The following is a 22,329-nucleotide window of genomic DNA, read 5'->3' as shown; positions in this document are numbered from 1 at the left end:
CTTTCAAGGATGTGCTGAATGATTTTGGTAATCTCAGTCGATCGCTGTTTGATATCACGGCAGCCAGAATGGCCCTCGCGCACAACGTTACCGCCGTTATGGCGAGGCCCAACGGGCCGTGACCATCCAGACTCGGTAACTAACTTTGTCTCGCCGTAATGGCTGTGGTGTTGAAGGGGCGGACCTGAAACAGGCATTCCCAAATAGCTTCTAAAAACAAGAATTGCTGTCACGCCTCCTGCTGCCCATGACCCGGGCGGCGGGAGGCGTTATAATCTCTAGTTTTGAAAAGTGCAAGAGCATTGCCACAAGTGACCTATGTCTTCCAAAAATGATCTTTTTCAACGAACACCGCTGCTGAATGGCGAATCTATCGACGCCAAACGTGAGGTGTTGCGCGCGTATTTTCACACTACCCTGGATCGCTATGAGCAACTGTTTGAGACTTTGCGTAGCCAGGAAGCCTACTATGTTAAACCCATCACATTGCGTCACCCTCTGATTTTCTATTTGGGACATACAGCAACTTTCTTCACCAATAAGCTGGTGTTAGCCGGATTGTTTACCGAGCGCATCAATCCCAAACTGGAGTCGATGTTTGCGGTGGGCGTCGATGAAATGAGCTGGGATGATCTGGATACGACCCACTACGATTGGCCAACTGTCGAAGAGGTCATGGCCTATCGTCGTACCATGCGCGCCAGAGTCGACCAGCTGATCACTACCATGCCGTTGAAACTGCCAATTTCATGGGACAGTCCATGGTGGGCCATTGTCATGGGGGTGGAGCATGAACGGATTCATTTGGAAACATCGTCCGTTCTTATCCGGCAGCATAAACTCGGTTACGTACAGCCCCATCCGGCATGGCAACCTTGCCGCATAAGCGGGAACGCGCCGGAGAACCAAATGGTCGAGGTGGCGGCCGGTAAGGTGGTGATTGGCAAGAGCAAAAACGATCCTTATTATGGATGGGATAACGAGTATGGCCATCATGAGGCCGAGATACCTGCTTTTCAGGCCAGCCGCTATTTGGTGAGTAATCAGGAATTCCTGGCATTTGTCGAGGCAAAGGGCTATGAATCGGATGCATGCTGGGAAGAGGAAGGGCTGGCCTGGAAGCGGCATATGCAGGTTACTTGCCCGACCTTCTGGGTACGAAAAGGGGAACAGTGGTGGCTGCGTCTGATGGCGGAAGAGGTGCCCATGCCTTGGGATTGGCCGGTAGAGGTCAACTATCACGAAGCCAAGGCCTTTTGCAACTGGAAGGCGAGAACCACCGGGCAGTCGGTACGCCTGCCGACGGAAGATGAATGGTATCGGCTGTATGATGTTGCCGGCCTGAGCGAAGTGCCCGCCGATACGCCGGCGAAAGGTAATATTCATCTCGATTACTATGCATCCAGCTGCCCCGTCAACGAATTTCAGCAGGGGGATTTTTTCGATATTGTGGGAAATGTCTGGCAGTGGACGGAAACGCCGACTTATCCTTTCGCCGGTTTCGACGTGCATCCGCTTTACGACGACTTTACAACGCCCACTTTTGACGATCGGCACAATCTCATCAAAGGCGGATCATGGATTGCCTGTGGCAACGAGTCTCTAAAATCGGCGCGTTATGCTTTCCGGCGGCATTTTTTTCAGCATGCGGGGTTTCGTTATGTAATATCCGATGCGCCCACCACCTTGCCCAGTTCGCATTATGAAACCGATAAACTGCTATCGGAGTATGCGGAATTTCACTATGGAGATAACTATTTCGATGTCCCCAACTTCCCGGCGGCCCTGGCTAAACTGGCAATCAGTGCCATCGGTAGCCGACCGGCGCACAAGGCGCTCGATCTAGGGTGTGCATCCGGCCGTGCCACCTTTGAACTGGCCCGGCATTTCGAGCATGTCACTGGCGTGGATTTCTCGGCGCGTTTCATCAACCAGGGTGTCCAGCTGGCCCAGCATGGTGTTTTGCGTTATACGCTGACGGATGAAGGTGAGCTGGTCTTTTATCGTGAACGCACACTGGCCAATCTGGGGCTGGAAGCTATCAAGCACAAGGTTGAATTCTTTCAGGGGGACGCCTGCAATCTCAAGCCGATTCTGACCGGTTATGATTTGATTCTGGCGGCCAATCTGATCGATCGTTTGTATGATCCCGCCAAATTCCTGAGTATGATCCACGAGCGGCTCAATTCGGGCGGGCTGCTGTTGATTGCTTCACCGTATACCTGGCTGGAGGAACATACCAAACGGGAAAACTGGGTGGGTGGCTTCAAGCGCGATGGCGAAAGCTTCGGTACACTCGACGGGCTCAAGGAGATTCTGGGCAAACATTTCAAATTGATTCAGGGACCATTGGAAGTTCCGTTCGTGATTCGTGAAACTCGCCGTAAATTCCAGCATACCTTATCGGAAGCGACCATCTGGGAGAAAATCGATTGAGTGATGGCTTCGATCGCGAGATCGACCGGACAGGCACATCGAGCACAAAATATGATGGTCGCTCGATGATGTTCGGTCATGCAGAGGTAATGCCGATGTGGGTGGCGGATATGGATTTTGCCGCGCCTGCTGCAGTCACTGAAGCATTGGCCGCGCGTGCGGCCCACCCGATCTATGGCTATACGTTGTTTCCTGACAGTTTATACGCTGCCCTGATCGACTGGCTGAAAGTGCGCCATGGCTGGCGGGTCGAGCGGGACTGGATTGTTTTTTGTCCGGGTGTGGTACCTTCGCTCACTACCGCTATTCTGGCGCTTACCCAGCCAGACGAGCCTGTCATTATTCAACCGCCCGTATATTTCCCATTTTTTTCCGCTGTGACAAAAACCGGCCGGCAGCTCAATGCCAGCCCATTGCGGCTCGAGCAACAACGCTACAGCATGGATTTCGAGGGCTTGGCCAAACAGGCCGAGACGGCACGTATGTTGTTGTTTTGCTCGCCGCACAATCCGGTCGGCAGAGTCTGGCAGCGGCCGGAGCTGGAACAGCTGCTGGCTATCGCCAAACAGCATGAGTTGATTGTCGTGTCGGATGAAATTCATGCCGACTTGGTCTATCCGGAGAGCAAACATCATATGTTGGCCAGCCTGGCTGACTGCCCCGAACAGATTATTACCGCGGTCGCTCCCAGCAAGACCTTCAATATTCCTGGGCTCAATCTGTCCGCCTTGATCGTACCCCATACCAAGTACCGGGCGGCAATCAGCGAGTATCTGGACATGATTCATGTCAGTGCTGCCAATCCTTTCAGCATCGTCGCGTTCGAAGCCGCTTACCGTCACGGCGGCGCGTGGCTGGACGCGTTGATGGCCTATCTCGCCGAAACACGTGATTTCATTCGGCAATATCTGGCCGAGCATCTTCCCGAAATCAGGCTGATCTCTCCCGAAGGCACGTATCTGGTCTGGCTCGACTGCCGGTCGCTGAGTTTAAGCGACGATATGCTTGCGCAGTTTTTTGTATCGCAGGCTGGAATCGGCCTCAGCCCCGGGATTTTGTTCGGTAAGGAAGGCAGCGGTTTTATGCGCATGAACATCGGCGCACCCCGGCATCAGGTCAGGCATGCACTGGAAAAGATAAGGCAGGCCGTTGACCAGAGAAAACAGCGATCCTGACGGTCGCATTAATGCTGCCCGGCTGGCTCTGTCAGCAGGATATTTAGTCCCACAGTATGCTGAACAATTGCCAGCATGCTGTGGGACTAAATATCCTATAGCCTATTCAGGAACAGCTTGACGGTGGACATATCCCATGGACTGATATCCTCGTCTCTGATCAGGTCGGGGAATTTTTTCGCGGGAATATCACATGCCTCATCGTCGCCGACCAATAACACGCGCATTTGTGCATCATAGGCGCAACGCAATTCCCATAGCTGACCATCTGCCCGGATCGTATTGGCTGTAATGATCCCGATCGCACCGTCACAACCGCTTACGACCTCCTGGCATTCAGCTTTCCATGCGCTTTCCCATGATTTCTTTTGTGGCATGAAGACACATTCCCATTGCTCGTTAATTTTTTTGATTTCGTCGATCAGCTGGTCCTTGAGTTCGGTATCCTTGAGTGGAAAGCTGATAAAAACCCGGTTGGTTGAAGCCACGGTGATATCCTCCCTGTAATAATTGTAGATTGTAATCAAGGGATATAGACCTTTATCCCCACTTTGTCTGCTAATTGGCAAAAAATATAGCACCCCCTCCAAGCGAACGTCAATCGATACGAGACGTCCGGGATCCGTAAAGCGACTCATTGGGGCAGGTCAACAGTGGCTGGGCATGAGGCAGGTATTCTCGATTCCCTGATTGTCCACATTATTTATGGTCCACATATTGTGATCAAAGGCATAAGTGATTATCTTCAATGTTCACCCGGCTGGGATCAAATGCCACAGGCCGAGCGGTACGCTTTGCAAAGCAAGGGACAGCGCCTTTGCAACGTTCTGAAAGGGAGCGGCTATTGCAGAGCTGCGGTGCTTTGCCCTGCAGCTTGAAAACCGTACATTTCAGCCTGTCCAGCTGATCTAGGAGGCTGTCCGAGAATAGCGATCGTAGCGAGGGCGAGGCTGGTTGAGTTGGATTTTTCGATCATTTGAGGCGAATAGTCGTTCTATTTAACGAAAAGGATCGTAAAATCCGGCCAATCACGCTCGTCCGCAGTAGATCAGTCTCGGACAGCTTCCTAGGATCATCGCATGCAGCCCGAATCAAAGATAAGATATATTTACAATGCTAGATGAAACACTGATTCAATTATTGCTCTTGTTGGGTGCGACCGTCGCGGTCGTGCTGAGCTTCCAGAAAATACACATCCCTCCCAGCCTAGCCTACTTACTGGTGGGTATCTTGCTGGGACCTCACACGGCCGGACCAGTGATCGATAATGGTTATATTGGGCTGATCGCCGAATTTGGTATCGTGTTCCTGCTGTTCACGATAGGTCTCAGTTTTTCTTTGGCGCATATCTATTCCTTGAGGCATATGATACTGGGATTGGGTTCTGCACAGGTCATGTTGACAACCATCATTGTTGCAGCGGGACTGTGGTTGCTGGATGTCGATGCCCAAGTCGCGTTTGTGATCGGAGCCGTATTTGCGCAATCTTCTACAACTATCATTGCCAAGCAACTGAGCGAGGTGGGGGAGGAGCATGCTCGTCACGGCAGGCTGGGGATTGCGTTATCGGTATTTCAGGATATTACAGCCGTACCGTTCGTGATCATCATCCCCGTTCTGGGGGTCGCGGCCTCCGATGCGGTTATTGGTGCGCTTGGCTGGGCGCTGATCAAGGCGATATTGGCGATAGCCATCATGATCTTCAGCGGCCGATACCTGCTCAAGCCTTTGTTTCACCTGGTCACTCAGAAGCGCTCGGCGGAATTATTTACACTGACAGTTTTATTTGTCTGCATTCTGTCTGCCTGGATTACCAAGAGTTTCGGCTTGTCGATGGCATTTGGCGCATTTCTGGCGGGTATGATGCTTGCTGAAACCGAGTTCAGACATCAGGTCGAAGCCACCATCCGCCCGTTTCGCGATGTGCTGCTGGGGCTTTTCTTTATCAGCATCGGTATGTTGATGGATCCAGGTGTCTTGCCACAAATCTGGCTGCAGGCACTTGCAGGTGCTGTGGCGCTCCTGCTGATCAAGTTGCTGCTGGTCACAACGATTGTTAGGCTGGCCAGAGTCGATTGGAACACCGCATTGCGAGTCGGTCTGATACTGGCAGTTGGTGGTGAATTCGGCTTCGCCTTGCTGGCAATTGCCATCGGTTCAGAAGTGATCGCCCAGCAATTTGCCCAAATAGCGCTCACCTCGGTACTGATTTCGATGGTCATCGCACCATTTATGATCCGTTATAACCGGGTGCTGGCTGCTGAAATAATGCCGCTTCCGGTAGAAAATAAATGGGAGGAAGCAGGGGAGGGCGATTCGATCCATCCCCATGATGCCAGCAACCACGTCGTGATTTGTGGCTTTGGCCGAATTGGCCAACTTGTCAGCCATTGTCTGGAAGCGGAAAACATTCCGTATATCGCGCTGGATATGGATGCTGCACGGGTGCGCGAGGCGCGTTTGGCTGGTTATCCGGTCTATTATGCCGACTCAGCCGAGTTGAGCGTACTGGAAGCTGTGAATATTGCATCGGCGCGTTTGCTGCTGATCAGTCACGATGACACGACCGCAGCGCTGAAAACACTGGAAAATGCCAAACTTCTCAAGGCTGATTTGACAGTGCTGGTGAGAACACGCGATGAATCGCATCTTGCTGAACTCAAAGCGGCGGGTGCTACCGAGGTGATTCCCGAAACACTGGAAGCAGGCATGATGTTGATTTCTCATGCACTACTCGCGCTCGAAAGACCGCTTAACACAGTCGCCCAGTATATTCAGGAACAGCGTATGAATCGCTATCAGATGTTGCGCGAGTTGCTCAGCGGTAGTGGGACATCCTTTGAACGGTCCGAGGAAAGGCTGGCAGACAGACTATATCCCATTTCGCTTGATGACAAGAGCCCGGCAGTTGGCCGCAGGCTGGCCGATCTGGTCATCAATGCGGACAATCTGGTAGTGACGGCCTTGGTTAGAAACGGTCGGAGGACACTGTCGCCCTCCCCGGACACCGTGCTGCAAGCGAGCGATGTGCTGGTGTTGTTTGGTTCGGCAGATGATCTCCAGCGTGCCGAGATATCGCTGACAGGGAGCAAGCGGCCGCCAATTGGGTGAGGACCTAGGAGGCTGTCCGAGAATAGCGATCGTAGTGAGGGCGAGGCTGGTTGAGTTGGATTTTTCGATCATTTGAGGCGAATAGTCGTTCTATTTAACGAAAAGGATCGAAAAATCCGGCCAATCAGGCTCGTCCGCAGTAGATCAGTCTATTCTCGGACAGCCTCCTAGTACTCCGTTCCGCCAAACCGCTTACATGAAATCGCGCCTTCGCCTGTCATGCGTTGTTGCAAATCCTCGCCATAGCTACGGCTATGACTGCGGTTTGCGCCTAGCCTGGCAGGCGAATCCATCGATTTCATTCGTAAGCTAATTGACGGTACGGAGTACTAGTTCAGCGGATGTTTCATTTCAAGTTTTTTGATATGCTCGCTCAATCCGAGCGCTTTGTCTACGTCGAGCTGAATGGCGATACCAGTCCCCAGGCTCTCATCAAGATTGCCGGCTTCGGTGACGACATTCAGTACATGGTCTGCACGCCGTGCCTCGGCCAGAATCATGATGACAGCGCGCGGGTCGAGAATTTCAAGCCCGAATATCCCAATTACTTTTTCCAGTCCCTCACCACGTGCATTGTTGATGATAGTGGCGCCGGTAGCACCCGCTTCGCGGGCGGCATCCATGACCTGTGCAGTTCTGTCCTAGTCTACAAATACGATGATCAATTTAAAGTGCATTGACAACTCCCAATTATCTCGAGTGATGCCCTTATTCTGACAGTATTTTTCTGCAAATGACACTGGTCAATTTCCGGTCATTTGAATCGTGCGCGGTGAGCATTCAGTTTTTTGAGCGTATCATAAACAATATGCCTTATTTTATAGGCGAGTTGCCGGAAACAATTTCCGATGGCTTGTCCTCAGCCTGACTGGATGTTGGCTGGTCAAACATCGCTTCAAAAATCAATAGTTTGTGCTCTCCGCGCCGCCGTTCCGCCATGCGCCCATTTTCCGCCGGGGTGGTGGGATGAGGGGTGTTTCGAGTGTCTTGCTCACGGCGTTCAACGAAGGGGCGTAATTGAATGCCATACTGTTCCTTCATGCGTGCCTGCAAGGCGGCCGTGAATTGCTCGGTTTCCTTGTGCGGTGTGTCGTTGCCATCCAATAATCGTATGTTGATCACCACAGCATACTGAGTCAATTTTTTTCCATGCGCTGCTTGCTGTTCCATCACATGTACCAAGGAATTCTCGTTGTGCCTGAGTTCGCCCGAAAGCATGCGAACCAGATTCTCTGCTTCCTGGGCCGTATGGCTGCCCAGGAAAAGGCCATAGCTTTTGGTGGGCGCCAGCCCCCAGAGCGCATGCAGATAACGCAGCGCCGTGATGAAGTGCCATGGGCGCAGCGTCAGGTAGAAGTATCCGCCGAAAATGAGCAGGAAGGCGAGCAGCATCAGAACCTCGGGGATGTCCAGGTATAGACCGGCCAGGCCAATGCTACCGAGCAGCAGGTGGATGAAGGCGATCGTATATACGGCGTCCCCAACTCGATAACCTGCGCTTAGCATGATGTGGTGCAGGTGATTATGGTCAGGTTCAAATGGCGATTTTTGTTGCCTGACTCGACGCAGCATGATGCTGATGGTATCCATGAGCGGGATGGAGAATAACCACAGTGCCGTGACTGGTGTCATGGCGCGGTCGATGCCTTGGGATAGATCGATGAGCAGCCATGCGATCAGAAATCCGAGCAGCATGCTTCCGTTGTCTCCGAGAAAAACTTTGGCACGCGCTTGAAACGGATGCCGAAGATTGAAGCATAAAAATGCGACGGTTCCGCCGCTGACGGCAATGATCAATACCAAATTGGGTTGATCACCGGCAATATAAGCTACAGTGCCCAGCAGCAACAGGCTCATCAAGGTTACAGATCCGGATAGTCCATCGATGCCATCAATCATGTTGAGCGCATTGATACCACCGATGGTGGCAAGCAGCGTAAACGGAATGGCGAATAGGGCAAGCGGAAATATTTCGCCGGCCAGCAGGTGTCCGAGATCGCTGATCACGACACCGCTTACGAGCGTCATGATTAGCACAACGAGGGTCTGAATGATGAAGCGCAGCTTATAGGAAAGCTGGAAAACGTCGTCAATGAACCCTAAGATAAAAATAATCATGGCGCCAAGTCCCAAACCCAACCATTTCATGGCATGTTCAGGAAAGTGACTGGCCAGAAAAACCAGAGCTATCGAGAGGGCAACTACAATACCTGTTCCGCCGACGAAGGGCGTGTGGGTTTCATGCTGTTTATGCTGGCCGGGGCGATCCAGGATACCGTGCGCAAGTGCCAGAGAAATGGCGAGCCGAACCGTTAACCCTGCCAGTAGCGTACTGATTGCGAACAAAATGAGAGTGTCTGTCATGGCTGAGAATATGAAGTGAGAGAATAGAAACCCGAGATGGATACAGATTGATTACAGTGGTGCCAAGGTGATGTCGAATAAGCGTCACCCGTAATGACTCAAATGACGGCTTTGGATATATAACGGCATCAATGGAAATTTCTGTAGCCCTCATTGCTTCTGTTCGCTGCATGAACAGATTACTCGAGGCGTTGCTTATCAATTGAAACTGTATTTTTCGGTTGGCTGTTATGATTTATAGCCAACATATTGAGATAAGAAGAGAAAATAATGAGTTGTTATGCTTCTGAACTGTTTTCAGTTACAAAATGTACCGTGCACGTATCCAGCAGCAGCAACCCAAATGTGTACAAGGGTGCGCTTGCGCACCCTAAACTAGTACTCCGTTCCGTCAATTAGCTTACAAATGAAATCGATGGGTTCGCCTGCCAGGCTAGGCGCAAACCGCAGTCATAGCCGTAGCTATGGCGAGGATTTGCAACAACGCATGACAGGCGAAGGCGCGATTTCATGTAAGCGTTTTGGAGGAACGGAGTACTAGGGCACAGGAAAGGGCGCTGCAACGCTATCCTGTGCCTGGCAACTGCACATTACCGCTGGTCCAGTTGAGAGATCCGGACTGAAGTCAGGCGATGTGTAGGATTTTTTCCGTGCAGCGTCTGGCATCGATTGATGTGATTACCATCGATATCTATGCCGGTTTGACTGCATCGGGCGCCTTCTTTACAGCATGGGCTTGATGATTGCCTCGATTTGCGATTTTTTGATGCGCCCGAGTCGCGTGTGCACGATTGTGCCACTGCGATCGATTGTGGCCGTGTAGGGCAGGGCGCCTTGAGGATTGCCCATGGCCTCAGCCAATGAGAAGGCTTCGATATCTCCGACCAGCACAGGATAGTTAATGCCAAATTCTTCGCTGAATGCAGCCACTTTTTCCATATCGTCTATGGCCACGCCAACGATTACCACGCCCTGATCACGATAAGCGGTATAGGTCTCGATCAATTCGGGGATTTCATCGCGACAAGGCAGACACCATGTCGCCCAGAAATTGACGACTACGATTTTCCCCTGCCATTGCGCAGCGGATTGGAGTGTTCCATCTATATCGGGCAGAGAAGCAGCGAAGAAATTATCGGCGCCCGCTTTCTTTTCGCTGCTGGTCAACGACATGGCGTTGTCCATATGCCAGGACTTATAGGCAAAACCGGCAGCCAGCGAGAAGATTGCCACAACGATGTAAAACGATAATTTATTTGACTTTGACATGCGCTATCCAGGGAAATAAACCAGGTTGAATGAACAGTGGTTTTTTACAAGCGTAGGCGCTTACCGCTGCGCCTCTCGTATGTAATCAGCCAAGCTGGTGTGAAGATTAGAGCAGAACTGCATCGAGTACCGTAATGAAATCTTCCTTGTTGAGGTAGCCGATGATTCTGATGTCGTGAATTTCACGCCCCTGCGGATCGATAAACAAAATTCCGGGTGGGCCAAACAGTTTGAAGCGTTTGAGCAGTGCGGCATCATCCGGGGTGCCGTCGGTAACATCGATTTGCACCAGCACCACATTCTTCAATCTTGCCTGGACCTGTGGATCGCTAAAAGTGAAGCGCTCCATTTCCTTACAGGAAACACACCAGTCAGCATAAAAATCGATCATGAGGTAGCGGCCCTGGGATTGCTCGATGTATGCATCCAGTTCGGCGACCGTTTTGATCCGCTTGAAAGGCAGGCTTTCACCGGCTGTTAAATCCTGTTCGGCCAGCTGTCCTGGGCTGGTGGTGGCAAGGTTGAATTTGGAGAGTGGCTGCAGCACGTCACGGCTGCCGGAAAGCACGCCGATCAACAATGCAACCCCGGTCAGCAGGGCGATGACGCCCACCCCCTTGAGGAACCTTCTGACGCCAGTTGCCTTTTCGGGTAGTGGATCGAGTGCGTGCAGATAGATCGCGGAAATGATCAGCAACGCTGCCCATAACAGCATATGGATGACCTCGTTGATGACGGGTGAGATCAGCCAGATTGCGACCGCGAGCAGCAAAACGCCAAAGAACTGCTGGATCGATTTCATCCACGAGCCCGATCTTGGCAGCAGTGCGCCTGCGGAGATGCCCAGCAACAGGAGCGGCACTCCCATGCCGAGTGCCATGACAAACAGAGCGGAACCGCCCAGCATGACGTCGCCAGTCTGGCTGATGTAGAGCAGGGCGCCGGCTAGCGGCGCAGCCACACAAGGACTAACAATAAGCGCCGACAATGCCCCCATGCCGAATACACTGGTGAGATGTCCGCCTTTCAAATGTCCGGTCTCTTCGGCGATTTTGCTCTGGATGAAAGAAGGTAACTGAAGCTCATAGAAACCGAACATCGAGAAGGCGAGCGCAATGAAGACCAGGGCAAACGTGCCCAGCACCCAGGCGTTCTGCAGTGCGGCTGACAGCATGGCGCCGGACATGCCCGCGGCCGCGCCGGCAATGGCATAAGTAATGGCCATTCCAAGTACATAAGCAAGAGCCAGCGTAAACCCGCGCAGTTTGGATAAATGCTGTCCCTTGGTGGCGATGATGCCCGACAAAATCGGGAACATGGGGAACACACAGGGTGTAAACGCCAATAGCAGGCCAATGCCGAAAAAACCGCTCAGTATCAGCCAGAAATTCCCGCTGGCAAACATGCGTTCGATTTTGTAGGATTCGGTTTCATATAAGGGCGCTTTGGCCGGGGTCTGGAATAACTCTGCCGCCGGGTCGGGGTCAGCTGCCGCGGCCTCTGCGCTGACGATGTCTGCCACTGCGTCGACTGTGGTCTTGAGCGCTGGCAACAGCAGTTCATGCACCTTGTTGATCGGGGCATAGCAGACGCCGACCGGTTCATTGCAGCCCTGATAGGTTGCGGACAGGATAAGCTGACTGGGTGCGGCAGCCCCGCGCTGCAACGAAATGACTGCCTGCAACGGCTGATAATAGACTTCTGTCTGGCCAAAGGTCAGGTCATCCTTCATTTTTCCGGGCGGAAGCGTGACCTTACTGACCCGAATACCCTCGCTTTTCGATTCGAATACGATTTTGTCGCGATAGAGGTAATATTCCTTGGCTGGCGTCAAATGGGCAATCAATGTCGTTTCGTCGCGCACTTCAAGCGACAATTTGAATGCTTCATCCGGCGGCAGGAGTTCCTGTTGCGCTTGTCCGAAGCTGGTGCCAAGTCGTTGTAAAATCGTCATCAAACCCGATGATTGATTTTCCTCAGCCGCGACATGCGCGCTCGTGAGGCTCAACAACAGGAAAATTATTTTTATCCAATGCATCTGCTAACCCTGTTAAACATTTGTTTCATCGATTACCCATTGTAAATAGGCAGGCAAACCGTTACCGATAGGGACAGCCAGAATCTCGGGGAGTTCGTAGGGGTGCAGTGATTTGATAGCTTGTTCGATCGCGTCATAATGCCGGGCTGCGGTCTTGATCAAGAGCGGAATCTCGCCGGCGGTTTCGATCTGGCCTTGCCATCGATAAAAAGAGGTACATTCTGGCAGGACATTGACACAGGCGGCAAGTCTGTCATTCAGCAGTTTTTCCGCCAATGCTTTTGCGCCGGCATGATCCGGAAAGTTAGTCAAGACAAGTATGACCTGCATCGATCGGTTGTTCCCTGGGTATCTATCGCCTTATCCTGGCAGCTTGAATTTCTATGATATTCTATTGTAAACGCAATTTCTCGTAACAAGACAAGATAATGAATCTATTCCTACGATGAAAAAACTGTTTTTGCTGCTTCAGGTGATCACCAGTATTTTCCCTATTGGCGTATTTTTTACCTACATCCTCATGGATGAAGGCGACCAGTTTACCTACGAGCACTACCTGGTTACGGTCATGAGTGCTTTTCCATTTTTCATGGTGCTCTTGATAAAATATTTCTTATCGGGATTCGAAGATAAGTAAATTTCCCAGAATCCGACCATGGCCCTGCGGTGAAATCCGCACCGGCCGCAGCAGCTTGCCTAAACTTGAAGCTACGCTGATTTTTACTGGGGCGGTTGCTTGCATATTCCGTTCCACGAGCCAAATGCATACAAAATGAAAAAATTACTGTTTTTCCTTCCGCTCGTTTTTATTGTTGAAGTGTGTTGGCTTCCATCATTGGCGCAGGCTGAAACGCGCTATGCCAGCGATCAGATCGAAGTGCTGCTGCGTACCGGGCCCAGTCACCAGCATGCAATCGTACGCATGCTGAAAAGTGGTGTTGATCTGGAAGTCCTGGAGCATGACAAAGTGAAAGGCTATACCAGGGTACGGGCAACAGGCGGTGCTGAAGGATGGGTGCTGACCCGGCATCTGATGACCGAGCCTTCAGCCAGAGAATTGCTGGCGCAATTGAGTGACCATTTTTCCCAATCCGAGAACGACCTGGACAGTCCGACCGCTCAAGCCGACCTGATTCGGCGCGAGTATGATGCGCTGGCACAACAGACAGTCACGCTGGGCAAGGACAACAAGCAAATGGCGCATGATTTAGCGAAAATTCGGCAAACGGCGGCCAACGCAGTCAATCTGGACAGACAGAACCAGGAAATGCGTCAGCAAATAGTCGAGTTGCAGCAACTGATAGGCCGGCTCGAGCAGGAGAATCAGCTGCTTGGAAACCAGGTCGAGCGTGACTGGTTCTATGCTGGGGCATTGGTGTTGTTCATGGGTCTTTTGATGGGATTGATCATCCCCCGCATCCAATGGCGCAAGCGGTCGCACTATAGCGATTTCTGAATGCTGCCTAGTACTCCGTTCCGCCAAACCGCTTACATGAAATTGCGCCTTCGCCTGTCATGCGTTGTTGCAAATCCTCGCCATAGCTACGGCTATGACTGCGGTTTGCGCCTAGCCTGGCAGGCGAATCCATCGATTTCATTTGTAAGCTAATTGACGGAACGGAGTACTAGGCTGCAGGGAACCGGTTTTCCTTTATCGGTAGACTCGGCGGCCGGGACTGGAAAAGGTCTGGATAGCCGCGCCCCATTGGGTCTTGCCATGAACTGTGCTTCAAGTATCGTAGGGTGCGCTTGCGCACCGTCCAGCCGATGTTGAGTTACGGTTGCAGGGAAAGTCAGTTTTAGGGTGCGCAAGCGCACCCTACCGCACTCTGCCGACGCCATGTTGAATGGCATCATGCCCGTTGGCGTTCGCTATGAATGGTGGTCAAGGTGTGTGTGGCGGTCATTTTTTACTATCCGACTTTGCGAGCGCAGCGAAGCAATCTAATCCAACGCCAACCTGGCCTTGATGCTGGGTGCCTTGCCAGGCAGGCAGCGGGTGAGGTCATTCATGACAGAAAAATTATCGTATGAGCAATGCGCTGGGGTGATGAATCCGAATCGAGAAGTGGTCGTTTCTGCGATTGATCCAGCCACGCACCTCAACAGGTTTGTTCAAGTAGGTTTTTAAGGGTGGAAACAGCGCCAGGTCGCTGTTGGCTATGCGAAGATCAATTTTGTCGTTGATGATCAAGCGGCTGTATTGCCGGCTTCGCTTGAGCGCAGTCACTTTCGCCCGGTAGCGTTGCCAGCCAAATGGTTTCTCGGTTATTTTGGTCAGGTCGCGCGGCGCATAGTGTGGCATTGACCAGATGCCGAGTTGCTGTCTTTCGGCTCGTTGCTGCGCCTGGATCAAGGCTTCGGCATGGCGCAAATTTGGCGGCAGCAAGGTGACGACAGCCAGGCCGTGTTCCAGTAGTGAGCGGTTGATATGCTCTCCGTTGGGGAGATACACATGGGCGAGTAGTCTTTTGTAGCGATCCTGTTTCTGCTGATCGTGCTCCAGGTAAACATTGCGTCCCTGCAGTTTATGATGCAACCAGTTTTTCGCAATAATGCCTCCCGGTTCATTGGGCCGATGCCGGCTTTCGACTTCGGGTGTGTTGATTCCCAGTAGCCGTACGCGCTTGTTTCCTTCGATGATGATCGTGTCGCCATCGATCACCTTGACTACCCGGCTCCAGTTGCGGGCGGGTTGAACGTTTAACTGTAGCGGTTTTGCGGCAGGGGTAGGGATGTCCGAGTAGGTGATCCGGCCGCGCGCATCCTCACTGCGATAGACGCCGTTCGCGACACTCAGTGGGCCCGGCAGAAACAACAGCGCGATCGCAAGGCAAGCCAGCTTTTTGAGTGGTGACAGCAGGTTCGAATGTAGGTGGGAGGGTCTGGTAAAATGCATGAATAAGCCTACCCAGGCGTTTCACCCATTTAAAGAGAGAAAAATCCGGTATGGAAATTGACAAGGCGATCGATGCAGCGTTTGAGCCCATATCAAACGCTGTCGCATCGGTCATTTTTTTTAGCGTATCAGCGATGGAGCTGGATATCAAGCTGATCCTGGTATGGCTGGTGGTGGCTGCCCTATTTTTTACCTTGTATTTGGGGTTTGTGAATGTGCGCTATTTCGGGCATGCGATCAGCTTGCTGCACGAAAAAAATGGTGATCCAAACGTTGATGGAGAAATCAATCGTTTTGATGCCCTGATGACTTCGCTGTCGGGAACAGTGGGCTTGGGTAATATCGCCGGCGTGGCTTTGGCGATTTCGGTAGGCGGGCCAGGGGCGGCATTCTGGATGGCAGTGATGGGCATCTTTGGCATGTCGACCAAATTCATGGAAGTGTCCCTGGGGGTGAAATATCGGCAGCATGGTTCCAAACGTCATCCTGAAAGAATCTCGGGTGGACCGATGTATTACCTGCGCAGCGCTTTTGACCAGCGCGGCCATACCCGCCTAGGCCGATTCATGGCAGGTTTGTTCGCCGTTTGCTGCGTGGGGGGGACGCTGGGTGCGGGCGGACTGTTTCAGGTCAATCAGGCCTATAATCAGGCAGTGATCATTACCGGTGGAGACAGCGGTTTTCTGGCCGACAAGGGATGGCTGTTTGGACTGATCACCGCGATATTGGTCGGCTTGGTCATACTGGGCGGCATTCAGTGGATCGCGGCGGTGGCGGGACGGGTGGTGCCATTGATGGCAATCACTTATATTCTGACCGGTTTGGCCGTGATTGCCATGCATTATGAAGCGATTCCCGCTGCATTGCAGACCATACTGGAAATGGCCTTGTATCCACAGGCCGGTTTGGGGGCATTGCTCGGTTCACTGCTGATCGGCGTGCAGCGTGCTTCATTCTCGAACGAGGCCGGCCTGGGGTCATCGGCGATCGCGCATGCGGCGGCCAAGACCAATGAACCTGTCAGTCAGGGCATAGTTGGGATGTTGGGGCCTTTTATCGATACGGTGATCATTTGCATGATTACTGCCTTGGTGATTGTGATCTCGGGCGCCTATCTGGATGGCAACGGCATGGAGGGCGTGGCGTTGACTTCCCGGGCGTTTGCCACGGGCATTTCCTGGTTTCCTTATGTGCTGGCGGTGACAGTTTTTTTGTTTGCCTACTCGACCATGATCTCCTGGTCGTATTATGGCCTGAAATGTGCAACCTACCTGTTTGGGGAAGATGACAGAGTCGAAGTGCTCTACAAAATAGTGTTCTGTCTGTTCATCGTCGTTGGCGCATCCGCCGAATTGTCGAATATTATACTGTTTACCGATTCCATGGTGCTGGCCATGTCGATTCCGAATATCATCGGTCTGTACCTGCTGGCACCGGAAATCAAGCGTGATCTGAATCGATACATTTTGCGTATTAAACAGGAAAATACCAATTGATCATCCGTATGGGCGCCTATCGTAATGACATTATCGAGAACCGGGCTTGAGTGAGATATGACAAAAAACCAACCGATGGATCCAGCCATGGCAACCGAACCGCTGATTGAATTCAAGGATGTGAGTTTTGCCTACGGTACGAAACAGATACTGAAAGGTGTCAATATGACCATGTCCCGCGGGCAGGTTGTCGCCATCATGGGAGGAAGCGGGTCTGGCAAGACCACCTTGCTGCGTTTGATCGGCGGGGAAGTCAAGCCCTCCGGGGGAACTGTCAGTGTGGCCGGACAAGTCGTGCATCAGCTTAATCGAAACCAGCTGTTCCAATTGCGCCGCAAAATGGGCATGCTGTTTCAGTTCGGTGCATTATTTACCGACCTATCGGCATTCGATAATGTCGCGTTTCAGATGCGTGAGCATACCAATCTGCCCGAAACCATGATCCGGGATCTGGTACTCATGAAACTGCATGCGGTCGGCCTGCGTGGGGCGCATCAACTGATGCCGGCCGAGCTTTCGGGGGGCATGGCGCGCCGGGTCGCATTGGCCCGTTCGATTGCGCTCGATCCGATGTTGATGATGTACGACGAACCCTTTACCGGGCTGGATCCGATTTCACTCGGCGTGATCGGCAGCCTGATCCGTCATTTGACGGATGCGCTTGGCATGACATCAATTCTGGTCACGCATGATGTGCAGGAATCCTTGCAGATCGTCGATTATGTCTATTTCCTGGCGGATGGTGTGATTGCCGCACAGGGGACACCTGAAGAAGTGCGCCAGTCGAAGACACCGTTTGTGCACCAGTTTATCCACGGCGAAGTCGATGGTCCGGTGCCCTTTCACTATCAGGCGCAGCCCTATGCCAACGATTTAAACATGGCTGCTTCGGCTGACACCGCTATCGAATCCTGAAACCGCAGAATGAGATAGTAATCTGGCGCGCAAGGTTATTTCTATCAGCCTACTCACTGAAGTCAGGGATTGAATCTGGAGAATTATTTTGATTAAAAATATCGTGACTGGCATTCAAGCGGTTGGACATCGGGTGATTGATAGCATCTGGCGTCTGGGTTGCGCGAGCCGCTTTTTCTTGCTGGTGCTGTTGAAGTCACCGCCCAGTTTCCTGCGTTTCGGCTTGATCACGCGCGAAATTTATTTTGCTGGCGTACTGTCGCTGGTCATCATTCTGGTTTCGGGGTTGTTTGTCGGCATGGTGCTGGGGCTGCAGGGCTATGAGACTTTGCAGAAATTCGGCGCCGAGTCGGCTGTGGGTACATTGGTGGCCTTATCGCTGGTGCGGGAGCTGGGCCCCGTCATCGCCGCCTTGCTGTTTGCCAGCCGTGCCGGCTCGGCCATGACTGCGGAAATCGGGCTCATGAAAGCCACCGAGCAGCTGGCCGCGATGGGCATGATGGCAGTGGATCCGGTTGCGCGCGTGGTGGCGCCCAGATTCTGGGCCGGGGTGATTTCCATGCCGCTGCTGGCTGCAATGTTTACCGTCATGGGGGTGTTCGGCGGCTATCTGGTGACCGTGATTTTCATTGGCGTGGATGAAGGCTCGTTCTGGTCGCAAATGCAAGATGCCGTTGATTTTCGATATGATATTGTGAATGGCGTCATTAAAAGCTGCTTCTTCGGGGTGGCGATCACGGCCATTGCCGTGTTTGAAGGTTTCGATGCGCCGCCGACAGCGGAAGGGGTGTCCGGCGCGACTACCCGAACTGTAGTCACTTCCGCGTTGACTATCTTGGGGATGGATTTTGTTTTGACCGCATTCATGTTCAGAGGAGTGAGTTGATGCAGCGGACCATGATGGATTTCTGGGTAGGTTTGTTTGTAATCGCCGGAATAGGCGCTTTGCTGATACTGGGAATGAAGGTAGGCAACTTGACCACTTACCAGACAGGCGAGAGCTATACGCTGGTGGGAAATTTTGAAAATATTGGCGGTCTGAAAGTACGTGCCCCGGTCAAGAGCGCCGGGGTGGTGGTGGGGCGGGTGGCCGATATTCAATTCAGTCTGGAAACTTACGATGCGGTGGTGACGATCAATATGGATGCGCGTTACCAGTTTCCGCAGGACACATTTGCCAGCATTCTCACTTCGGGTTTGCTGGGCGAACAATATGTCGGTTTACTGCCCGGCGGGGATGACGCTATGCTTTCGGATGGAGACCGGTTCATGAAAACCAATTCGGCCATTGTGCTGGAAGACATGATTGGCCGTTTTCTTTTCGACAAGGCATCAGAGGATAAGGATTTTTGATCTAACTAATATCAAACGATAGGTGGCAAAAAACATGAAAGCGCTTTTCAGGCATCTCCTCATATGGGTATTACTGTGGGTGGTTGTTCCCGCTTCTGCCCAGAATAATACCCAGCCGGATGTGTTGATCAGGAACACGGTGGATGAGGTGATCGCAATTCTCAAGCAGGATGACGGCATCAAGGCCGGTGACCAGGACAGAATATTAAGTCTCGTCAGGGAGAAGATATTGCCGCATTTCAACTTTACGCGGATGACCCAGCTTGCAATGGGTAGAAACTGGCGTGCGGCGACCAACGAGCAGAAAAGAGAATTGGTGCGGGAATTTCGTACCCTGCTGGTGCGGACCTATTCCAACTCGCTAACCAATTACCGCGATGAAGTGATCGAGGTCAGTCCCACCAAAGTCAAACCCGATGATACCCGTGCAGTCGTCAGAGCTCAGGTGATACAGGGTCGAGGACGGCAAGCGATCCCGATCGATTACTCGATGGAGAAGACGAGTGACAACTGGAAAGTGTACGACGTGACGATTTCCGGAGTCAGTCTGGTCACCAACTATCGCAGCAGCTTCAACACCCAGATCAGGGATGGCGGCGTGGAAGGGTTGATCGCCACGCTCGTGGAAAGAAACGAATCGTTGAAAGGTCAGTAGGGTGGCGGACGGGTTTGAGAATAGCATAAGTGCAGCAGATGATAAGTTGATGGTTGATGGACCGATCCTGTTTGAGAACGTGATGCGTGTCATGCAGGCAGGCGTGGTTAGGATAGGTGGCAGGCGTCTGGAGATTGACTTTACGCACGTTACTGAAGTTGATTCTTCAGCGGTAAGCATGTTGCTGGAATGGTTGCGTACGGCGCAGGCAAAAGGTTGTCAACTTCGTTTAGTGAATCTGCCAGAAAATTTGCGCAGCCTGATAAAGCTGTATGATGTGGATGACCTGCTTCCATTGGATAACCGCAATCAATCCTGATCAACGACTTTGGCTGGCCAGTTTTTTAGGCAATTCCTCGACAATGATAACGTTGGTGCAATGACTCCCGCTATTGAAATACAGCAACTCGGTAAACGTTATCGCGCGCTGACCGCCCTGGACAATATCGATCTGGTGATACAGCCGGGAGAATTTTTTGCCCTGCTGGGTCCCAATGGTGCAGGTAAAACCACGCTGATCAGCATCCTTGCCGGACTGACCCGGCCCACCCATGGCAGCGCCAAAGTGATGGGCTATAACGTCTTGTCCGAATATCGTGCTGCGCGCAAAAGATTGGGGGTGGTGCCGCAAGAGCTGGTGTACGATCCTTTTTTTACGGTACGCGAAATGCTCGTCATTCAGTCGGGCTATTTTGGGATCAAGGGCAACGATGCCTGGATCGATGAAATTCTGTACCGTCTCGATCTGGCTGACAAGGCGCATACCAACCTGCGCGCACTGTCTGGCGGCATGAAACGCCGGGTGTTGATCGCCCAGGCGTTGGTGCACAAACCGCCGGTAATCATTCTGGATGAACCGACGGCAGGGGTGGATGTGGATCTGCGCCAGAGCTTGTGGCAATTTATCCAGCATCTCAATCAAGAAGGCCATACGGTGGTGTTGACCACGCACTATCTGGAAGAGGCCGAAGCATTATGCAACCGGGTTGCCATGCTCAAGCAAGGCAGGATTGTCGCGCTCGACAGTATGCGCAATCTCGTGCGCAGCATTCAGGACTATACCCTGGAGTTGCGTTTGTCCGCCGATACCTTGCCGGTGGCATTGGCAGCATGGCCGGTCCATCACGATGGCAGTCTGTATAGTTTCAAATTAAAAGATTATGCCGAAATCGAATCGGTGCTGTCGATTCTGCGTGAATCTGGGGTCCGGATACTCGAAATGCAGTTGTTGCAGCCCGACCTGGAAGATGTGTTCGTCAATATTATGGAAAACGTTCCGGCAGGTGCTTCATGACAGGTTTTTATACCTTGCTTTACAAGGAGTTGATGCGGTTCTGGAAAGTCAGCTTTCAAACGATATTGGCGCCGGTGTTGTCCAGTCTGCTCTATCTCTTGATTTTTTCCCATGTGCTGGCGGACAGGGTGGAAGTCTATGAAGGGGTTGCCTATACCGTGTTTCTGATTCCGGGACTGGTGATGATGGCGGTTTTGCAGAATGCTTTTGCCAATTCCTCCTCCAGCCTGATTCAATCGAAAATAACCGGCAACCTGGTATTCATCCTGCTGGCACCACTTTCCTATCTGGAAATTTTTTTGGCTTATGTTGGGGCATCGATGTTGCGTGGGCTGGTCGTGGGACTGGGGGTATACGGTGTCGCCACATGGTTTTATGGGGCGCCTCCTGATTTGTCGGTATGGGCGATTTTATTTGCGTTGCTCGGTAGCGCTCTGCTGAGCGTGATCGGTGTCATTGCCGGCATTGTGTCCGATAAATTCGATCAACTGGCCGCATTCCAGAATTTTCTCATTCTTCCCCTGACTTTTCTTTCGGGGGTATTTTATTCGGTACATTCATTACCCCCCGTCTGGCAATTTCTGTCACACCTGAACCCTTTCTTTTATATGATCGATGGCTTTCGATACGGGTTCTTTGGTGTGTCCGATATTTCGCCTTATATCAGCCTGATTGTCATGGCGGCGAGTCTGGCAGCGATTTCAGGCTGGGCACTGTGGCTGTTGAAAAGTGGCTACAAGCTGCGCCACTAAAGAGTTTGTGTCATTTCTGAATCTACTATCAAGAGGAATACAATATGGTTACCGCAGAATCCATCGAACAAACCATTCAATCCGCCTTGCCATGCGAGTGGATCAGGGTAGAAGGCGATGATGGTCATCATTTTCATGCCGTCATCGTCAGCGCCCAATTCCAGGGCAAAAGCATGATCCAGCAGCACCAGCTGGTTTATCGTGCGCTGGGGGACCGGATGCGTGAGGAAATTCATGCGCTATCGATGAAAACCTATACCCCCGAGCAATGGCAAGTTGCCGAGAAATCGTTCACCTGATCACGCTTGCGCCCGGATGAATGACAGCGCCTCGCAGAGACTGTTTGGGAATTTCTGTATGAGGACAGCTCCGTCAACATCATGGCGAAAAGTATCTGGATAGCCGCAGCCCGTCGGGTCTCGCGTTGAACTGTGCTCCAAATCAAGCCAATTCCGGAGAAAAATTAATATTCATTGCTGCCACAGGCAAGGGTGCGCTTGCGCACCAGTTCTTGCTATGCAAAGCGATGGGCTGCCGGTGTCCAGAGAGTTAGACGGTGCGCAAGCGCACCC

21 protein-coding genes are annotated in these 22,329 nt (G+C 52.2%); 14 read left to right on the top strand and 7 right to left on the bottom strand.

What is annotated here, in order from left to right; all coding sequences use genetic code 11:
- Window positions 1–318 precede the first annotated feature (318 nt).
- Window positions 319–2,436, top strand: a complete 2,118-nt coding sequence (gene ovoA, locus ABTW62_RS01330; protein ID WP_430902776.1) for a 5-histidylcysteine sulfoxide synthase — start codon at window positions 319–321, stop codon at window positions 2,434–2,436.
- A complete protein-coding gene (locus ABTW62_RS01325) occupies window positions 2,433–3,611 on the top strand; it encodes a MalY/PatB family protein (RefSeq protein WP_430902775.1) in 1,179 nt (392 codons plus the stop codon). The genes ovoA and ABTW62_RS01325 overlap by 4 nt, the downstream gene beginning before the upstream one ends.
- 95 nt (window positions 3,612–3,706) lie before the next feature.
- Here ABTW62_RS01325 and ABTW62_RS01320 read toward each other — a convergent pair whose 3' ends face one another.
- Window positions 3,707–4,099, bottom strand: coding sequence for a TIR domain-containing protein (locus ABTW62_RS01320; protein ID WP_430902774.1), 393 nt, complete (start codon window positions 4,097–4,099; stop codon window positions 3,707–3,709).
- Between the two features lie 625 nt (window positions 4,100–4,724).
- Here ABTW62_RS01320 and ABTW62_RS01315 point away from each other — a divergent pair.
- Window positions 4,725–6,722: a cation:proton antiporter gene (locus ABTW62_RS01315; RefSeq protein WP_430902773.1), complete on the top strand. Its 1,998-nt coding sequence runs from the start codon at window positions 4,725–4,727 to the stop codon at window positions 6,720–6,722.
- A gap of 329 nt (window positions 6,723–7,051) precedes the next feature.
- Here the strand turns inward: ABTW62_RS01315 and ABTW62_RS01310 are convergent, their stop codons facing one another.
- The 5 genes from ABTW62_RS01310 to cutA all read right to left on the bottom strand — a co-directional run bounded on the left by ABTW62_RS01310 (window position 7,052) and on the right by cutA (window position 12,723).
- On the bottom strand, window positions 7,052–7,345 hold the full coding sequence (locus tag ABTW62_RS01310; RefSeq protein WP_430902772.1) for a P-II family nitrogen regulator: 294 nt from the start codon (window positions 7,343–7,345) through the stop codon (window positions 7,052–7,054).
- 190 nt (window positions 7,346–7,535) lie between these two features.
- Window positions 7,536–9,086, bottom strand: a complete 1,551-nt coding sequence (locus ABTW62_RS01305; RefSeq protein WP_430902771.1) for an MraY family glycosyltransferase — start codon at window positions 9,084–9,086, stop codon at window positions 7,536–7,538.
- A 723-nt stretch (window positions 9,087–9,809) separates the two neighbouring features.
- The gene (locus ABTW62_RS01300; protein WP_430902770.1) at window positions 9,810–10,355 is read right to left on the bottom strand and encodes a redoxin domain-containing protein; all 546 of its coding nucleotides are present in this window, start codon (window positions 10,353–10,355) and stop codon (window positions 9,810–9,812) included.
- A gap of 106 nt (window positions 10,356–10,461) precedes the next feature.
- On the bottom strand, window positions 10,462–12,393 hold the full coding sequence (gene dsbD, locus ABTW62_RS01295; protein ID WP_430902769.1) for a protein-disulfide reductase DsbD: 1,932 nt from the start codon (window positions 12,391–12,393) through the stop codon (window positions 10,462–10,464).
- A 12-nt stretch (window positions 12,394–12,405) separates the two neighbouring features.
- The gene (gene cutA / locus ABTW62_RS01290; RefSeq protein ID WP_430902768.1) at window positions 12,406–12,723 is read right to left on the bottom strand and encodes a divalent-cation tolerance protein CutA; all 318 of its coding nucleotides are present in this window, start codon (window positions 12,721–12,723) and stop codon (window positions 12,406–12,408) included.
- Window positions 12,724–12,838: 115 nt separating this feature from the next.
- Here cutA and ABTW62_RS01285 point away from each other — a divergent pair, with 115 nt between their 5' ends.
- Both ABTW62_RS01285 and ABTW62_RS01280 read left to right on the top strand, forming a co-directional pair.
- Window positions 12,839–13,030, top strand: a complete 192-nt coding sequence (locus ABTW62_RS01285; RefSeq protein WP_430902767.1) for a hypothetical protein — start codon at window positions 12,839–12,841, stop codon at window positions 13,028–13,030.
- Between the two features lie 135 nt (window positions 13,031–13,165).
- Complete coding sequence (locus tag ABTW62_RS01280) at window positions 13,166–13,849, top strand: TIGR04211 family SH3 domain-containing protein (RefSeq protein WP_430902766.1); 684 nt, start codon at window positions 13,166–13,168, stop codon at window positions 13,847–13,849.
- Between the two features lie 567 nt (window positions 13,850–14,416).
- Here ABTW62_RS01280 and ABTW62_RS01275 read toward each other — a convergent pair.
- The gene (locus ABTW62_RS01275; protein WP_430902765.1) at window positions 14,417–15,292 is read right to left on the bottom strand and encodes a thermonuclease family protein; all 876 of its coding nucleotides are present in this window, start codon (window positions 15,290–15,292) and stop codon (window positions 14,417–14,419) included.
- A 50-nt stretch (window positions 15,293–15,342) separates the two neighbouring features.
- Between ABTW62_RS01275 and ABTW62_RS01270 the strand changes: the two genes are divergently transcribed.
- The 9 genes from ABTW62_RS01270 to ABTW62_RS01230 all read left to right on the top strand — a co-directional run bounded on the left by ABTW62_RS01270 (window position 15,343) and on the right by ABTW62_RS01230 (window position 22,056).
- Entirely contained in the window at window positions 15,343–16,788 is a 1,446-nt protein-coding gene (locus ABTW62_RS01270; protein WP_430902764.1) for an alanine/glycine:cation symporter family protein, read from the top strand.
- A gap of 87 nt (window positions 16,789–16,875) precedes the next feature.
- The gene (locus ABTW62_RS01265; RefSeq protein ID WP_430902845.1) at window positions 16,876–17,703 is read left to right on the top strand and encodes an ABC transporter ATP-binding protein; all 828 of its coding nucleotides are present in this window, start codon (window positions 16,876–16,878) and stop codon (window positions 17,701–17,703) included.
- A gap of 88 nt (window positions 17,704–17,791) precedes the next feature.
- Window positions 17,792–18,589: a lipid asymmetry maintenance ABC transporter permease subunit MlaE gene (gene mlaE, locus ABTW62_RS01260; RefSeq protein ID WP_430902763.1), complete on the top strand. Its 798-nt coding sequence runs from the start codon at window positions 17,792–17,794 to the stop codon at window positions 18,587–18,589.
- The gene (gene mlaD, locus ABTW62_RS01255; RefSeq protein WP_430902762.1) at window positions 18,589–19,056 is read left to right on the top strand and encodes an outer membrane lipid asymmetry maintenance protein MlaD; all 468 of its coding nucleotides are present in this window, start codon (window positions 18,589–18,591) and stop codon (window positions 19,054–19,056) included. Before mlaE ends, mlaD begins: the two co-directional genes overlap by 1 nt.
- Window positions 19,057–19,090: 34 nt before the next feature.
- A complete protein-coding gene (locus tag ABTW62_RS01250; protein ID WP_430902761.1) occupies window positions 19,091–19,711 on the top strand; it encodes an MlaC/ttg2D family ABC transporter substrate-binding protein in 621 nt (206 codons plus the stop codon).
- A 1-nt stretch (window position 19,712) separates the two neighbouring features.
- Window positions 19,713–20,030, top strand: a complete 318-nt coding sequence (locus ABTW62_RS01245; protein WP_430902760.1) for an STAS domain-containing protein — start codon at window positions 19,713–19,715, stop codon at window positions 20,028–20,030.
- Between the two features lie 60 nt (window positions 20,031–20,090).
- Window positions 20,091–21,005 carry an ABC transporter ATP-binding protein gene (locus ABTW62_RS01240; protein WP_430902759.1) on the top strand — a complete coding sequence of 305 codons (915 nt, stop codon included), beginning with the start codon at window positions 20,091–20,093 and terminating at the stop codon, window positions 21,003–21,005.
- On the top strand, window positions 21,002–21,757 hold the full coding sequence (locus tag ABTW62_RS01235; RefSeq protein WP_430902758.1) for an ABC transporter permease: 756 nt from the start codon (window positions 21,002–21,004) through the stop codon (window positions 21,755–21,757). Before ABTW62_RS01240 ends, ABTW62_RS01235 begins: the two co-directional genes overlap by 4 nt.
- 44 nt (window positions 21,758–21,801) lie before the next feature.
- A complete protein-coding gene (locus tag ABTW62_RS01230) occupies window positions 21,802–22,056 on the top strand; it encodes a BolA family protein (protein WP_430902757.1) in 255 nt (84 codons plus the stop codon).
- Window positions 22,057–22,329: the final 273 nt, after the last annotated feature.

It is taken from the genome of Nitrosomonas sp. ANs5, from assembly GCF_050584665.1.
Lineage (GTDB): Bacteria > Pseudomonadota > Gammaproteobacteria > Burkholderiales > Nitrosomonadaceae > Nitrosomonas.
This window is presented reverse-complemented; position numbering and strand designations above follow the sequence as displayed.

Bases quoted from the DNA above. Each gene is read 5' to 3' on its own strand.
- ovoA (WP_430902776.1), top strand. From the start codon at position 319: ATGTCTTCCAAAAATGATCTTTTTCAACGAACACCGCTGCTGAATGGC.
- ABTW62_RS01315 (WP_430902773.1), top strand. From the start codon at position 4,725: ATGCTAGATGAAACACTGATTCAATTATTGCTCTTGTTGGGTGCGACC.
- ABTW62_RS01310 (WP_430902772.1), bottom strand. From the start codon at position 7,345: ATGGATGCCGCCCGCGAAGCGGGTGCTACCGGCGCCACTATCATCAAC.
- ABTW62_RS01305 (WP_430902771.1), bottom strand. From the start codon at position 9,086: ATGACAGACACTCTCATTTTGTTCGCAATCAGTACGCTACTGGCAGGG.
- ABTW62_RS01300 (WP_430902770.1), bottom strand. From the start codon at position 10,355: ATGTCAAAGTCAAATAAATTATCGTTTTACATCGTTGTGGCAATCTTC.
- dsbD (WP_430902769.1), bottom strand. From the start codon at position 12,393: ATGCATTGGATAAAAATAATTTTCCTGTTGTTGAGCCTCACGAGCGCG.
- cutA (WP_430902768.1), bottom strand. From the start codon at position 12,723: ATGCAGGTCATACTTGTCTTGACTAACTTTCCGGATCATGCCGGCGCA.
- ABTW62_RS01285 (WP_430902767.1), top strand. From the start codon at position 12,839: ATGAAAAAACTGTTTTTGCTGCTTCAGGTGATCACCAGTATTTTCCCT.
- ABTW62_RS01280 (WP_430902766.1), top strand. From the start codon at position 13,166: ATGAAAAAATTACTGTTTTTCCTTCCGCTCGTTTTTATTGTTGAAGTG.
- ABTW62_RS01275 (WP_430902765.1), bottom strand. From the start codon at position 15,292: ATGCATTTTACCAGACCCTCCCACCTACATTCGAACCTGCTGTCACCA.
- ABTW62_RS01270 (WP_430902764.1), top strand. From the start codon at position 15,343: ATGGAAATTGACAAGGCGATCGATGCAGCGTTTGAGCCCATATCAAAC.
- ABTW62_RS01265 (WP_430902845.1), top strand. From the start codon at position 16,876: ATGGCAACCGAACCGCTGATTGAATTCAAGGATGTGAGTTTTGCCTAC.
- mlaD (WP_430902762.1), top strand. From the start codon at position 18,589: ATGCAGCGGACCATGATGGATTTCTGGGTAGGTTTGTTTGTAATCGCC.
- ABTW62_RS01250 (WP_430902761.1), top strand. From the start codon at position 19,091: ATGAAAGCGCTTTTCAGGCATCTCCTCATATGGGTATTACTGTGGGTG.
- ABTW62_RS01240 (WP_430902759.1), top strand. From the start codon at position 20,091: ATGACTCCCGCTATTGAAATACAGCAACTCGGTAAACGTTATCGCGCG.
- ABTW62_RS01235 (WP_430902758.1), top strand. From the start codon at position 21,002: ATGACAGGTTTTTATACCTTGCTTTACAAGGAGTTGATGCGGTTCTGG.
- ABTW62_RS01230 (WP_430902757.1), top strand. From the start codon at position 21,802: ATGGTTACCGCAGAATCCATCGAACAAACCATTCAATCCGCCTTGCCA.